Origin of the sequence: Salinispora mooreana (assembly GCF_000379065.1) — a bacterium.
GTDB lineage: Bacteria > Actinomycetota > Actinomycetes > Mycobacteriales > Micromonosporaceae > Micromonospora > Micromonospora mooreana.
In genome coordinates this window covers 3358296-3371371 of record NZ_KB900614.1, presented here as the reverse complement: position 1 = coordinate 3371371, position 13076 = coordinate 3358296, and the positions used below count along the sequence as shown (strand labels likewise).

Sequence of the window (13076 nt, the reverse complement as noted above, 5' to 3'; positions counted from 1 at the left end):
CCGCCTCCAAAGCTCGGAGGCGCCCTTGTTTTAACAAATCAGGGCCGAGCGTGGCGGGCTCTGCCCGTCGCAGCGCCTCTCGACCCGAGAGACAGATAGTACCCGATCAGCTTGCCTGGAGTCCCCCATGAGGCGTCGGCATCTGGCTGCTGCGGTCACCCGGCAAGCCGGATCAGGACGAGCAACGCCCTGCACGGGCGAGATGGCGGCGGAGCGAGTCGACACCGATGGTGAGCACATCGGCGGCACGTTCCGGCCCCGGGGCGCGGGCCCGGAGTACGTGCGGCGGTCGATCCCGCGGACCGCAGCGGCCTTCCGGGTGGGTCAGCTGCAACTCGTCCAACCCATGCTGACGCTGGTACGGGCGGTCCTTCCCTTGGAAGAGCCGATCAACGAGGAAGCGAATCTTTCGGACACCCTCATTGCTGGGCCGTCGTACCGGGAGCGCGTGAACCTCGATGTGCGATTGAAACCCGGCCCCGCGGTGGCTTCTGTCGCTACCGCCCGAGTTCAGCAACGAGCCGAGCGATAGAATCCCGGCCGGCGTAGCCAGCGATTCATCATTCGATATCCCAAGGAGCCCCGTGAGATCGTTGAGGCGTGGTCTTGTGCCCCTGCTCGTGGCGCTCGCGTGGGTAGGACTCTGGGCGGTGGCGCTCCGGCCGATTGCCGGTCCGACCAACGATGGCTACCGCTACGCCACCATCGCGCTCGAACTGCTTGGTGAGTCGCCAGCCGACGCGCAGCGTGAGGCATTGGCGGCCTACTGCGGCAAAGTGTCTCGCTACGAAGCCCGTCGAGCGTCGATCAACCCCCTGACTATGTATGACTCCCCCCGGATTGCCGAACGCACCCAAGCGTGCATCGCAAAGTACCCAGACGGGCTGACGCCGAACGAGCCGCGCTACGAGGCGATCTTCACCGACCGGGTGGGCTACCCGGCGCTTACCACTCCGCTTGTGGCGATCCTGGGGGTCAATGCGGGGCTCACTTTGACCTCCGTGTTGTGTACCGCGATCGGTGGCCTCCTGATCGTCCGCCTACTACGGGAGGTGGGCTTACCCCCACATCTAGCGGTGGTCGGTCAGATTGCCTACTACCTATCGCCAATCGGGAATCGCGGCTCCTATCCGTTGACCGAGGGGCCGATGGTGGCGCTCACCGTAGCCGCCTTACTCGGAGCGTGGTGGCTACTGCGACAGCGCACAGCGGCCGGGCTGGCACTGCTGATCGGCGCGCTGGCGGCGGGTACCATGGTGCGATACTCCACCTTCTTGCTGGTCGCGGGAGCACTGGCCGCTGCCGGACTGCTCATCCTGTTTACTAGCCCGCGACATCGGCACGCCGGGACCGGAATACTGGTCGGCGTCAGCAGTCTGGCCACGGTCGCCATTCTTGCGACCGCGAAGGTGCTCCGCCTGTCTGGGGCGGGGGAGACGCTGCAGGACAAGTGGACTAACCACTTCACGACTCCCGATGTCGATGACCCCTGGCAGCGGTTGGTGGACCTCAACGCCAACGTTTTGCCGCACTGGCTACAACAGGAGCTGCGAACGCCGTGGCTGCTGCTGGGCCTTGCCTTTGGCGCCTGGGCGCTCCTGCGCCACGATCGCGCTTTGGCCTGGCTCACCCTGGCCGTGGCCAGTACCGGACTGGCCACCCTAGTCGCCCATCCAATACTCTCTCAGGGTGACCGGCTCTACGTCGCGATGTGGCTGGTGCCCGTGGTCGGCCTTCCGGTACTACTGGCAAGGAGAGTGCGGGCCAGCGATCCTGCGGAGCCGCCTGCGTCGGTCGCCGTCACTCCTACCCCGCGTGCTCTAGGCCGCCATCGTGAGTACGTTGCCGACTGAGATGAAGAATGCGGCCAGGCCGTAAGTAGTGCTTTGTTAGGTTGGGGCGAGTTGGTGGCAGAGGGGGCAGCCGACGCGTCCATCCCACTCCACCGTGTCGGCCAGTCTCGGGGCGATGCCGTGCCCGGCCAGCGTGGCCAGCGCTCTCGCCTCGGCGCGGTGTCCGAGAAGCTGCGCTACCGGCTCCTGCACGTCGCCGCCCGCATCACCCGCACCGACAGACGCACCCGGCTGCGTATCGCCGAGGGCTGGCCCTGGGCCACCGACCTGGTCACCGCGTTCGCGCGGCTGACCGCACTACCACAACCAGTCACCTGAACCCCGCCCCCGCGTCCCGACGAACAGCACTGGAGGACCCGGCCACCGCGCCGGGCCATCACCATGCCCATCAACCCCGGAAAACCCTAGAGAGATCAACTCCGCTGGCTGCAGCCTTGATCACCAGCTCACGAAAGACCGGGGTTAATGCCAACTTCCCTGGATCCAGCCCTGCCTGTGGCCTGCTACAGTCGGCCGGCCTGGTGGCGGTCGGAGGGGGAGACGGCGATGGTGAGGCCTTTCCGCGAGGCACTGTCGCAACTGCTCAAAGCGCGCTTCCCGATCCTCTACGTAGAGTCGTACGAAGAGCATCGGGTGGTCGCGGAGGTGACGGCCGTAGCCCGCGATGCGGCCCTGGTTCGTACTCCCAGGGCCGTCTGGACCTGGTCCGCGACAGAAGGACTGGTTCAGCCGGACGGTACCCCGAGGAAGGGCACGACGGACCCGGAGGATGCGCTCAACGCCGTGCTTCGGATCGACGAGCCCAGCGTGCTCATGTTCAGGGACCTACACACGGCGCACGGGGGTGGCGACAGGCCTGGGAGCCCGGGTGTGATTCGGCGGTTGCGGGATGTGGCGGCGGCCTTCAAGTGCGGCCCGGTCGCGCGGGCCTTGGTGCTTATCTCTCCCGTGCTGCGGATTCCGGTGGAGCTGGAAAAGGACGTCACGATCGTCGACTTTCCGCTGCCCAGTGAGCACGAGATCCGCATGGTGCTTGAAGGGATGATCGCGGCCAACTCCGCCAGCGGCCGGATCCGCATCGGCCTGGATGAGGTGGGGAGGGAGCGGTTGGCGAAGGCAGCTCTCGGCCTCACGCTGCAGGAGGCGGAGAACGCCTTCGCTCGTGCGATGGTCAACGACGGTGTGCTTGACCTTGACGACATCGCGGTGGTGAACGAGGAGCAGCGGCAGACGGTACGTAAGTCGGGACTGCTCGAGTTCGTCGATGTCGATGTCGACCTGGCCGACGTCGGTGGTCTGGAAAATCTGAAGCGGTGGCTGGCCAAAAGGGATAGTTTCTGGTTGGCGGAGGCGGCGGAGTACGGGCTTCCCGCGCCGCGCGGTGTGCTGATCACTGGCGTGCCCGGCTGCGGCAAGTCGCTCACCGCAAAGGCCGTCGCCGCTAGCTGGGGCTTGCCGCTGCTGCGCTTCGACATCGGTCGGGTCTTCTCCGGACTGGTCGGATCCAGCGAGCAGAACGTGCGCAACGCTATCCGCACCGCCGAGGCCACCTCACCGTGCGTTCTCTGGGTCGACGAGATCGAGAAGGGCTTCGCCAGCGGCGGCGCCGCTGGTGACTCGGGAACGTCATCTCGCGTGTTCGGCACCTTCCTCACCTGGCTGCAGGAGAAGACGGAGCCCGTCTTCGTCATCGCGACCGCGAACAACATTGAAAGCCTCCCGCCTGAGATGCTGCGTAAGGGGCGCTTCGATGAGATCTTCTTCGTCGATCTCCCGACCATCGCGGAGCGCGCGTCGATCTGGGCCATGCACATCGCAAAGCGGATGACGCATCCTGCTGTCGCCAGAGATCTCACCGTCGACGACGCACTGCTGAAGGAGCTCTCGGGGCTGAGCGAGGGCTATTCGGGAGCCGAGCTCGAGCAGGCGGTCATCGCCGGCCTTTTCGACGCCTTCTCGGAAAGACGCCCGTTGCGCAAGGACGATCTAATCCACGGCGTGGTCAACATGGTGCCGCTCAGCGTGACCCAGGCGGAGCGGATCAGCGACATCCGCGCCTGGGCGAATATGCGTGCTGTGGCGGCCACGGCCGCGGAAGACTGGGACCTTCCTGGCCGTTTCGGGACCACCATTGCGTCCACGGCTCCTACCCAACCCGGCGATGCACCACCCCGTCACAGTGGTGGAAGATCGGTCGAGTTTTGATGTCGACGACAGGACCGAGGGGAGTGCCACGTTGAGCGTCTCACTGATACTGGTGCCGCTGACCGTGGCCACGGTCGCCGCCGTGCGCGGCGCCACCGCCAGCCGCGACGAGCGCGGCCGCGTCATCTGCCAGGTGCAGACGCGGATGCGGGATGAGACGTTGCTCTCGGCGGCGCTGCGCGACACCAACGCCGTGGTCACCGCCGACTATCAGGAGATCGTGGCGTCCTGGGGCCGCGTACAGGCGAGTTTCCAGCGCGGGCCGGACGCGGTGTGGTCCGCGCACCTCACGGGTGACGTCGACGAGCAAGGAGCCGTCGACATCGTTCGGGCCATCGACGCCGAGTACGGGCGGCAGGTGCAGCGTACGGTGCTCGAGCGGCTGCGGGAACGCGCACCGGCCGCCGGACTTCGGCTCGAGTCGGAGACCGTCGCCGAGGATGCGAGCGTACGGATGGTGTTCGCTGTCGAGGGACGGCCGTCATGACGGAGAAGCCACAAATCCTGCTGACCGTGACGAGCGCGGGCATCGTGAGCGCCGAGACCAAGGGCCTGGCGGGAAGCGGCTGCCTCGACTACATCACGATCCTGGAAGATTTACTCGACGCACACACCATTGAAAGTGCCTACACCGCCGACTACACCAGAACGAACGTGAACACGCAGAACCTCCAGGAAGAGCGCAATGTCGAACGTGCCTAACGGACCGTGGACACCTCCACTGCCTCCCGCCAACCCGGGCGCGAGCCTGCAATGGCGGATCCAGCACAGCTGGTGGCTCCTGCTCCCAATGTGCGGCATGGGCTGCCTCGCCGGAGCAGGCTTCCTCTACGTCGGGCTTCGCGCCCGACGGCCGGACTGGTGGATCCCCGGCATCGCCTACACCGTCATCGGTGCAGGCACCTTCTCCTTCCTCGACGACCCAGGCGAGACGACCACCGTGGGCGGCTGGGCTGGCGGCACGTTCTTGGCCATCTGGGCGGGGAGCATCTTGCACGCCTGCCTCATCAACTCGGCGTGGCTGCGCTGGCGGGCATCCCACACTCCCTGGTACGCGCAGCCAACCGCACCACCGCCGACCTGGACCGGCAGCCCCTACCCCCCGGCGCCCCCCGGGCCATCGCGCTACACGCCGACATCCCCGCCACCGTCGGTCGCCGACATCATGCCGAACCCGGCCACCTCCTACGGGGCTGGGCCAGCAGCAGTACCAGCGCCTCCGCAGCAGTCGGACGGCACGTCGCCGCAGCCCTCCACGGTCTCGCCAGCCACGGCCGGTGGCCCGGCGGCTATCGATGTCAACACGGCCACCTTCGAGCAGCTCGCTGCGCTCCCGCACCTCCACACAGACCGCGTGCACCGGATGATCGCCGAGCGGCAGGCACGCCGCGGGTTCGGCAGCGTAGAGGAGATCGCCGCAGTGGCGGATCTTGCACCGCACGAGTTCGCCCATCTCCGGAACCTGCTGACCTGCACACCTCCGCAGTGGCGGCAGCCTGACCAGGCGCCGCCACCACCCCACGGCCGTGTGCTCGATGTCTGATGACGAACTCGCTCCTCGACCTACCATCAACTCGGCGGTGGTGTCAGTAGCGAGGTTCCTTGGTTCAACTCACGCGGAGGGACCGGGCGAGCGCACCGCGGTCTGGGTGCAGGGCTGCGCCATCCGGTGCCCCGGCTGCTTCAACCCGCACATGTGGAGCTTCCGAGGCGGGGAACAGGTAGCAACAGACGACCTGGTGACCCGCATCCTCGACTCGGGCACCGCCGGGCTGACGCTGCTCGGCGGGGAACCCTTCGATCAAGCCGCCGCATTGTCCAAGGTCGCTCGCGCGGTGCGGTGTGCTGGCCGATCGGTCATGACCTTCACCGGATACACCGAGGCGAAGCTGCGGCAGGCCATCGAGGCGGGCCGCGCCGATGTTGCCGCGCTGCTCGGCGAGACGGACCTGCTCGTTGCTGGACCTTTCCTCAACGACCGGATCGACCCTGTTCGGCCCTGGGTCGGCTCGACGAACCAGGAGTTCGTCGTGCTGAGCGACCGCTTCCCGCATCTACTCGACCATCTGCGACGCACGCCCGACCGCGTCGAGATAAACGTCGACACCTCCGGCCAGATCGCGATCAACGGGTGGGCGGAGCTGGAGTTGCTGGACGAGCTGCTCGCGCCAGTGGCCCGACCGCTACGCAACCGGTGACTCCCGGCAGTGTCTCCTGCGAATTGCATCGCAGCGTGGGTTACAGGGTGACTTGGCGGGCAGTCGTCCTCGGCCACCGGGCGGCGAGGACGATCCAGACCGCATAGTCGCGAACGTCCTCACCAGGCATGCGGTTGACCGCGATGAAGATCGCTTGCTCCGCGGCAAGCCATGGCAGCTCGACGCCGACGCAGGCGATGCTGCCCAGTGTTGGCCGGAACAGGTGCGAGTTAACAGCAGCCCGCGACCGGACGGAGGGAAATTAACCCCGACGCCAGTCGGCCGCATCGTAGACGAGCCTGTAGACCTGAACATCCTGTCCAGCCTCGGTCTTTGGGCGCCGGGGTGCGGGTCTCGGCTCCGTCGCGTAGGTCCCCGTCGGCGTCCAGCGCCGGGATCCAGCCGGTGGCGGCGCGGATCGCCTCGCGGACCGGTTAGGTGATCGCGACGCCGACGGAGAACCGCATGCACATGCCGTGCTCACGCAGGCTGCGGATGTGGGCGAGGAACCCGTGCGTACAGCCGGCCGAGTCCGAGCGCACGAGGATCTCGGTGCCGTAGCGGTGGGCGTCGGGAATCTGCTGCAACGCCGCGTCGACAGCACCCGCCACGCGGTCGGATCCGAGGCGACAGCACCGAACAGGGCCGCCTGGTCACGCAGGACGGCCAAGTCCGCGATGGCCTCCCCGCCGTCGGCGAGCATCACCGCCAGGTCCACCGCGACCCGGCCGGGGTCATGGCCTGCCGCTGCCGCAGCACAGCCAGGGCATCGCTGAACCCGCTGGTCAAACCGGTGGCATCAGCGACATCGGCGAGCAGACGCGCACCGACGTGGCCGACCACGCCCCGCCCGTCACCGCTGACAACGATCCTCGGGCGCGTTCCGGTAGCCTTCACCCAGCAAGTGCCTTCCGTGACGGGCGATCTGGACCTTAGACAAGTCAGATCCTCCCAGATCAGAAGGCACTTCCTCTTTCATGATCCACCATGCGGACGCCCATCAGTGAAGGGCCGAGGTTAGGTAGATCAGCCAAAACCAGAACCATCGAGTGCCCCGGCGTGGCGGTGGACCGGCGAGCACGACGCCAAGAGTGACCACGGCGAGAAGGAAGGTTATCCCGGCCGTGATGGATGCCCCCAGGGGTAGCGTGCCGCCTCGCTGCTCGACCCCGGCGACGCGTAGCTGCTGCGCGATGCCGGCGGCTCCAGGCCCGGAGTAGCCGTCATCGTCGATGGGCGCCTCTACCTGTGTGAAAGTGGTGGTGTCGGTCCAGTACCACCGGCCATCGGAGGTTTTCCACGCGAAGAATGAGCCGAGCTGGCTGGAGCTCTGTTGCAGACCGGGAGTTCCGAACCAACGCCCCGCGTTGGTGCTGTTCCAGTGGTCGCCCCACTGAAAGGCCGTCACGCGGCCGGCAGCGGCATCGGCATGCGCCTTGTCGTAGCTCTGCTCCCGGGGAGCCGTCCACCAGGCAGCGACCGCCGCCACCAGCCACAGTAGAACCATAACGAGCCGCAGCGCACTCCACCATCGACTGCTCCGGTCAACCGTGCTGACAGCGCGCGATTTCCTTGGCGCATTGTCGCAAGACATACCCAGTTGCTGCTGCCGGTGGATAGTCGTCCTTACCTGACCTCGGTGGTCAGTGAGATGACACCCGGCCTGTTCGAATCGACACCTGGGCGTCGGGACATGCTGGCCCCCAATATTCCGGTGATCTCGGTGGTTGTCTTCGCGATACTGGGCGGACGAGGTCGAGACCGTCGTCGCCGAGCATGAGCGCGCGAACCGGTCTTTTGTAGACCTGTGAGTCGCAACCGTCAGGAAGTGCAGATCATGACGTACGCCGTGCTGCCCGCCACCCGGGCTCCGGTTCGGGTGTGGACCGACCCATACCGCATCGAACCGCAGGCCGCTCAGCAGCTCCGCAACATCGGCACCCTGCCCTGGGTGCAGGGCGTAGCCGTGATGCCCGACGTGCATTTCGGTAAGGGCGCCACCGTCGGCTCAGTCATCGCGATGCGGCAGGCCGTCTCGCCAGCCGCGGTCGGCGTCGACATCGGCTGCGGCATGTCGGCGGTTCGGACCTCGCTGACCGCGGCCGACCTGCCGGACGACCTCGCGGGGCTGCGGCACGCGATCGAGGACGCGATTCCGGTCGGCTTCGCCCAGCGCGACAAGGCGGTGAACCCGCGTCGGATCTGGGGGTTGGCGCAGGCGGGATGGGACGATTTCTGGCGGCGCTTCGGTGACCTGCACGCCGGAGTCGCCCGGCTGGAAGGCCGAGCGATGAACCAGTTGGGGACCCTCGGCGGCGGGAACCACTTCATCGAGGCCTGCCTTGAGCAGGGTGGTGTCGACGCGGGCCGGGTGTGGTTGATGTTGCACTCCGGCTCTCGGAACATCGGCAAGGAGCTGGCGGAGCGGCACATGGCCATCGCCCGGGGGCTGCCGCACAACGCCGACCTGCCCGATCGTGACCTGGCGGTGTTCCTCGCCGGGACGGCGGAGATGGACGCCTACCGCCGGGACCTGTGGTGGGCGCAGGAGTACGCGCGGCGTAACCGGGCGGTCATGCTCGCGCTGCTCTGCACCGTGGTCCGGGACCGGTTCCCGCAGGTGCGCTACGACGAGCCGATTAGCTGCCACCACAACTACGTCGCCGAGGAGACCTACGACGGCGTGGAGGTGTTGGTCACCCGCAAGGGCGCCATCCGGGCCGGGGCGGGGGAGCTGGGCATCATCCCCGGGTCGATGGGGACCGGGTCCTACATCGTGCGGGGTAGGGGGAACGAGGCCGCGTACTGCTCCGCGTCGCACGGCGCGGGCCGGCGGATGTCCCGGGGGCAGGCCAGGCGGAGCTTCACCACCGATGATCTGGCGGCGCAGACCGCCGGGGTGGAGTGCCGCAAGGATGCCGGGGTCGTGGACGAGATTCCCGGCGCGTACAAGGACATTGAGGCCGTGCTGGCGCAGCAGACCGACCTGGTCGAGGTGGTAGCGCACCTCAAGCAGGTGGTGTGCGTAAAGGGGTAGGTCGATTCAACCTTGCACTGCACACTGGACTCATGGGTGCATGGGACTATCCGGCAGGAAACCTGCATTCTGCCTGTGCACAGGCTTTGCGCTATGTGGCAAGCTGCTCCGCGGGGCCCCCGGTCGACGCGTCCCTGCGGATCACGCTGAACTTTCATCCTGACCGGATCGTCGCTGGTAGCCCCATTCTCGGCCGAATGCTGGCGGATGGGTTTACCTGTCTCAGTTCGTCACCGGCACCAGCAACGGCGGGCTCACCGCCCACCCCGGTGGCGATCGGTGGCGCTGGGAGCAGCGGATGTTCGGGGGCGCCTACGACGCTGTCCCCGCCCACCACCGACCGGTGTACGGCGGCCTGAACTTTCGGCGTAAGTCGGTCGGTGCCGCGCCCCGATTCGGCTCAGCTCACCTGCGGCTGACGGCATCCACCCTCAGCCGAGCGACCTTCTGCTACCCGGACAGCCATCTCGAGCCAACCATGTTCGGCGTGGCCGAACGCATGTCGCTGGTCGACCTGGCCCACGCCGATCACCGGGACGAATTGGACGACTACGTTGAGGCGCAGGTGCACGGTGGGGTTCGGCTGGACCGCGACGTCGAGGCCCTCGTGCTGGACGCCTGCTACCGCGGCACCGACGTCGAGAGTCTAGCCCGTCGCCTGCCCTGCCGGCTGGAGTGGCATCCGGGATTCCGGCTCTCCGTAGCCGAGCTCCGTCAGCATCCGGACTACCGTGGGCCGCGCTACGTGGAGCTCGGTGTCGCTCTCGCCGTTGGGGGCTACCTCAACCCGCGACTCATCGGGGACGCTGTCCGCACCGGCTGCTACCACCCCCAGGATCTCAAGCGCGTCTGGCACCACCTCGTCCGTTTCGGCGGACCCGCTACGCCGTCCCGCATCCCTGGCTGATGGTCTTCTCCTGGGGCGGCCCGGCGGACGGCGCGGTGCGGTCGAAGCCGCGGGGGCGAGGCTCGCTACCGCTTGGTCTGGTGGAAGAGGCGCTCCAAGAGAGCGATGAGGGTGGCTCGTTCGCCCGCGATGCCTTCCGCGAGGCGAGCCGCGGCCTGTACCGCCAGCCAGGGCCCCGACTGCGGTAGTGGCTGGGTCGAGCCAGCCCGGTAGGCGCGGGCGTAGCGGCGGGTGAACACCGACCGGCTGCTCGTGATCAGCCTACGAGCCAGCACCAGGCCGACGCGTCCATCCCACTCCACCGTGTCGGCCAGTTTCGGGGCGATGCCGTGCCCGGCCAGCGTGGCCAGCGCTCTCGCCTCGGCGCGGTGCCAGAGCAGCCCGGGCCGGTACAGCTTGATGACCGCGTCGTCGCACCACGTGTGTACGTCCGCCTCCCGCCCGGCGCCGATCTTGGCTCCGATCACTGTCGTGCCCTTCGGCGGGGTACGCGGTTGGCCTCGATCAGGGTCCTGGTGGAGCGCGCGACGAATGCGCCGTGGGCGCGGATGTGGGCGTCGAGCCGTTCGAGTCGGGCGCGGTGCCGCTCCAGGGTGAAGTCGGGCACCCACCAGGCGCACTTGCGCAGGGTGTAGACGACCGCGCCGATGTCGAAGAACTCCATCCGGCAGCGGGCGGTGCGCAGCTCCACGATCTCCAGCCCGGCGCGCCGCGCGGCGGCGACCTCCCGGTGTGGGTCACGAGCAAAACGCTCGTGGGGCAGGGGGCCGCGGAAGTACTCGATGAGTTCGAAAGCGGAGGCGGGCCCGACATGCTGGGCGAGGTAGCTGCCGCCGTCCTGGAGCACCCGGGCGATCTCCGGCCAGTCGGGGCGGACGGGGTGGCGGCTGGTCACCAGCGGGAAGCTGGCGTCGGCGAAGGGCAACGGTCGTCCCGGTTCGACTGCGACGACCGTAGCGCCGCGGGGCTGTAGCAGCGTTCGGGCGCGCTCCACGTTCGGTGGCCAGCCCTCGGTGACCACCATCCGGAGCGCCAACCGGGGCACCTCGGCGAGGACCTCACCGCCGCCGGTGTCGATATCCAGTGCCGCGGGGGAGTGGGGTAGCCGGGACGCGAGCAGACGTGAGTAGCGCCAGGGCGGTCGCTGCTCGGTCGCCCGGCCGTCAAGCCAGTCGAAGCTCCACCCGGACACGTCCGCCGCTGCTGCCTCGTCAACCAGTTCCTGGAAGGCACGCACCTCCGAATTTTGACCGTGCCGTCAACCGGTTTGACCTTTCAGGGCCGACCGAGGCCGATGACCGTGCTCACGAACGGGTGTTCGCGGCCCGCTCACCAGCCGAGCACGGCCGGGCTCGAAGCCGTTATCGGCTGTCTGGAGGTGATACCTGACGTCGAGGACCGGGCATGCTCAAGCCCCCCAGCGCGCCAGCACTGGGGGGCTTAAGTGCTTGTCAGCGCCGGGCGTGCGTAACGAACGCCTGCCACGCCTCCGGACCGAACACCAGCGCGACCAGGTCTATACGCCTACCGGTGCACATTCTCCATCGTTGATCCCTGCGCGGAACGCGGTCCACTCTGCCGACGTGAACCGCAGCTCCTGCCCGTCCTTGCAGACTTGGACGCCGCTGGGTTGCTGGATGACCCATGGGTGCTCGTGGCCCGCCCCCACCGCCCGGATGAGGTCTTCCCACTCGGAGTAGGTAGCGGCCAGCTCCGGCCCAGCCGGGTCTTTGCTGTCCCGAATGTAGACCGTATGGGCTGAATGCGCCCATTCAACACAATTGCCACCAGAGCCCCCAGACCGGGTGCTCTTACGGTATTCGCGGAGCTGAGTCATGGCTGATACTCCAGGATCGGAACGGCTTGGCAGCAGACAAGCCTGAATATCGTTTCGTACCGGGTGATCTCGACGTCCTTTTGTAGGTACGCAGCGGAGCTGGGCGAGTCGAGATATACAACTGACGGGTCCTCGGCAGGATCTGGAAAGTCCAGGATCACGAACGCGGACTCCATCGCGGCGTGCGCTCCACCTGCGAGTGGTAGGACCGAGATGGTGGTGTTGGGCCGGGTTGCCACCTGACGCAGCCTGGTGATTTGCTCGGCCATCACATCCGACCCGCCGACCTCGCGCCGCACCGCCGCCTCGTTGAGTACGACATGCAAGGCCGGTGGTTGGGGGTCGGCCCGCGTGAGGATCGCCTGGCGATTGATCCTTAGCGAGACACGACTTTCGATTTCGTAGTCGCTGTCGTCGGGGTTGCGCGCCTGGTAGACGGCGCGCGCGTACTCGGGCGTCTGCAACAGACCCGGGATCAGTTCGGACTCGTAGGTCCGGATCATGGCCGCAGCGGGCTCGATCTCCAAGTAGAGGCTGAACCACTCCGGGACATCGTCGCCATAGATGTGCCACCAACTCTGACCGCCCGTCGCCAATGCGAGCGCGGTCAGCTGCTCGGTTTCGTCCGCCGATGCCTGGTAGTGCGCACACAGCACCGCGACATCTTGGGGTTTGACCGGGTGTCGCCCGGCCTCCATCTTGAACAACTTCGCTCGGCTGATGCCGAGTCGCCGATGCGCGACTACCTCGTCAACCGATGCACGGGTGGTGTCGCGTAGCCGGCGCAATTGCCGGCCGAGTTGGCGGCGCACCACGGTCGGGCCAGCTACTGGGGCTGGAGTGGGCATGTTCCTCTCCTCGTAGTCCCTGGCCACACCCACAGTGTCTCAGCCTGAGACCGCACTGTCGGCGCTGGGGGTCAGCAGGACAGCAGCGCGAGGCCAGCGGAACAGAAAGCAAGTCGTGATACTTGTGTCGCGAGAGTATCACTGCGATAGTCGAGTGGAGTTCGGTCACCATGCGCAATCGAACCGAACCC

13 protein-coding genes, 3 pseudogenes and 1 riboswitch are annotated in these 13076 nt (G+C 67.2%); of the genes and pseudogenes, 10 read left to right on the top strand and 6 right to left on the bottom strand.

All coding sequences use genetic code 11. The features are described from left to right. Window positions 1-10 precede the first annotated feature (10 nt). A riboswitch (S-adenosyl-L-homocysteine riboswitch) is annotated at window positions 11-87 on the bottom strand. A 40-nt stretch (window positions 88-127) separates the two neighbouring features. From SALPAC6_RS0116045 to SALPAC6_RS0116010, 8 genes and pseudogenes are all read left to right on the top strand, one after another. Beyond that, window positions 128-532, top strand: coding sequence for a hypothetical protein (locus tag SALPAC6_RS0116045; protein ID WP_162561498.1), 405 nt, complete (start codon window positions 128-130; stop codon window positions 530-532). Between the two features lie 52 nt (window positions 533-584). After that, a complete protein-coding gene (locus SALPAC6_RS26135) occupies window positions 585-1853 on the top strand; it encodes a hypothetical protein (RefSeq protein WP_223874442.1) in 1269 nt (422 codons plus the stop codon). A gap of 156 nt (window positions 1854-2009) precedes the next feature. Beyond that, window positions 2010-2171: pseudogene (locus SALPAC6_RS29080) on the top strand (IS1380 family transposase); the annotation flags it as partial. Window positions 2172-2723: 552 nt separating this feature from the next. Further along, entirely contained in the window at window positions 2724-4058 is a 1335-nt protein-coding gene (locus tag SALPAC6_RS0116030) for an AAA family ATPase (RefSeq protein ID WP_223874310.1), read from the top strand. 31 nt (window positions 4059-4089) lie between these two features. Beyond that, window positions 4090-4545 (top strand): hypothetical protein, encoded by a 456-nt coding sequence (locus SALPAC6_RS0116025; RefSeq protein ID WP_018254401.1) that lies wholly within the window; start codon window positions 4090-4092, stop codon window positions 4543-4545. Beyond that, on the top strand, window positions 4542-4760 hold the full coding sequence (locus SALPAC6_RS0116020; protein WP_011905833.1) for a DUF2997 domain-containing protein: 219 nt from the start codon (window positions 4542-4544) through the stop codon (window positions 4758-4760). The genes SALPAC6_RS0116025 and SALPAC6_RS0116020 overlap by 4 nt, the downstream gene beginning before the upstream one ends. Beyond that, window positions 4744-5601: a ComEA family DNA-binding protein gene (locus SALPAC6_RS0116015; RefSeq protein ID WP_080636074.1), complete on the top strand. Its 858-nt coding sequence runs from the start codon at window positions 4744-4746 to the stop codon at window positions 5599-5601. Before SALPAC6_RS0116020 ends, SALPAC6_RS0116015 begins: the two co-directional genes overlap by 17 nt. Then, the gene (locus SALPAC6_RS0116010; RefSeq protein ID WP_026189731.1) at window positions 5594-6256 is read left to right on the top strand and encodes a 4Fe-4S single cluster domain-containing protein; all 663 of its coding nucleotides are present in this window, start codon (window positions 5594-5596) and stop codon (window positions 6254-6256) included. The genes SALPAC6_RS0116015 and SALPAC6_RS0116010 overlap by 8 nt, the downstream gene beginning before the upstream one ends. A gap of 356 nt (window positions 6257-6612) precedes the next feature. On the opposite strand, the pseudogene SALPAC6_RS27925 reads toward SALPAC6_RS0116010, so the two are convergent. Both SALPAC6_RS27925 and SALPAC6_RS26120 read right to left on the bottom strand, forming a co-directional pair. After that, window positions 6613-7153, bottom strand: a pseudogene (locus SALPAC6_RS27925) (IS1380 family transposase); the annotation flags it as partial. Window positions 7154-7271: 118 nt separating this feature from the next. After that, window positions 7272-7850 (bottom strand): annotated as a pseudogene (locus SALPAC6_RS26120) (hypothetical protein); the annotation flags it as partial. Window positions 7851-8093: 243 nt separating this feature from the next. Between SALPAC6_RS26120 and SALPAC6_RS0115990 the strand changes: the two are divergent. Then, window positions 8094-9293, top strand: coding sequence for an RtcB family protein (locus tag SALPAC6_RS0115990; RefSeq protein WP_018254396.1), 1200 nt, complete (start codon window positions 8094-8096; stop codon window positions 9291-9293). A gap of 217 nt (window positions 9294-9510) precedes the next feature. Then, on the top strand, window positions 9511-10200 hold the full coding sequence (locus tag SALPAC6_RS26115) for a DUF3626 domain-containing protein (protein WP_223874312.1): 690 nt from the start codon (window positions 9511-9513) through the stop codon (window positions 10198-10200). Between the two features lie 65 nt (window positions 10201-10265). Here the strand turns inward: SALPAC6_RS26115 and SALPAC6_RS27920 are convergent, their stop codons facing one another. From SALPAC6_RS27920 to SALPAC6_RS0115970, 4 genes are all read right to left on the bottom strand, one after another. Further along, entirely contained in the window at window positions 10266-10667 is a 402-nt protein-coding gene (locus SALPAC6_RS27920; protein WP_018254394.1) for a hypothetical protein, read from the bottom strand. Next, a complete protein-coding gene (locus SALPAC6_RS0115975; RefSeq protein WP_018254393.1) occupies window positions 10664-11437 on the bottom strand; it encodes a class I SAM-dependent methyltransferase in 774 nt (257 codons plus the stop codon). Before SALPAC6_RS0115975 ends, SALPAC6_RS27920 begins: the two co-directional genes overlap by 4 nt. Window positions 11438-11716: 279 nt before the next feature. Next, the gene (locus SALPAC6_RS27915; protein WP_080636073.1) at window positions 11717-12037 is read right to left on the bottom strand and encodes a DUF397 domain-containing protein; all 321 of its coding nucleotides are present in this window, start codon (window positions 12035-12037) and stop codon (window positions 11717-11719) included. Then, entirely contained in the window at window positions 12034-12852 is an 819-nt protein-coding gene (locus SALPAC6_RS0115970) for a helix-turn-helix domain-containing protein (RefSeq protein ID WP_018254392.1), read from the bottom strand. Before SALPAC6_RS0115970 ends, SALPAC6_RS27915 begins: the two co-directional genes overlap by 4 nt. Window positions 12853-13076 lie beyond the last annotated feature (224 nt).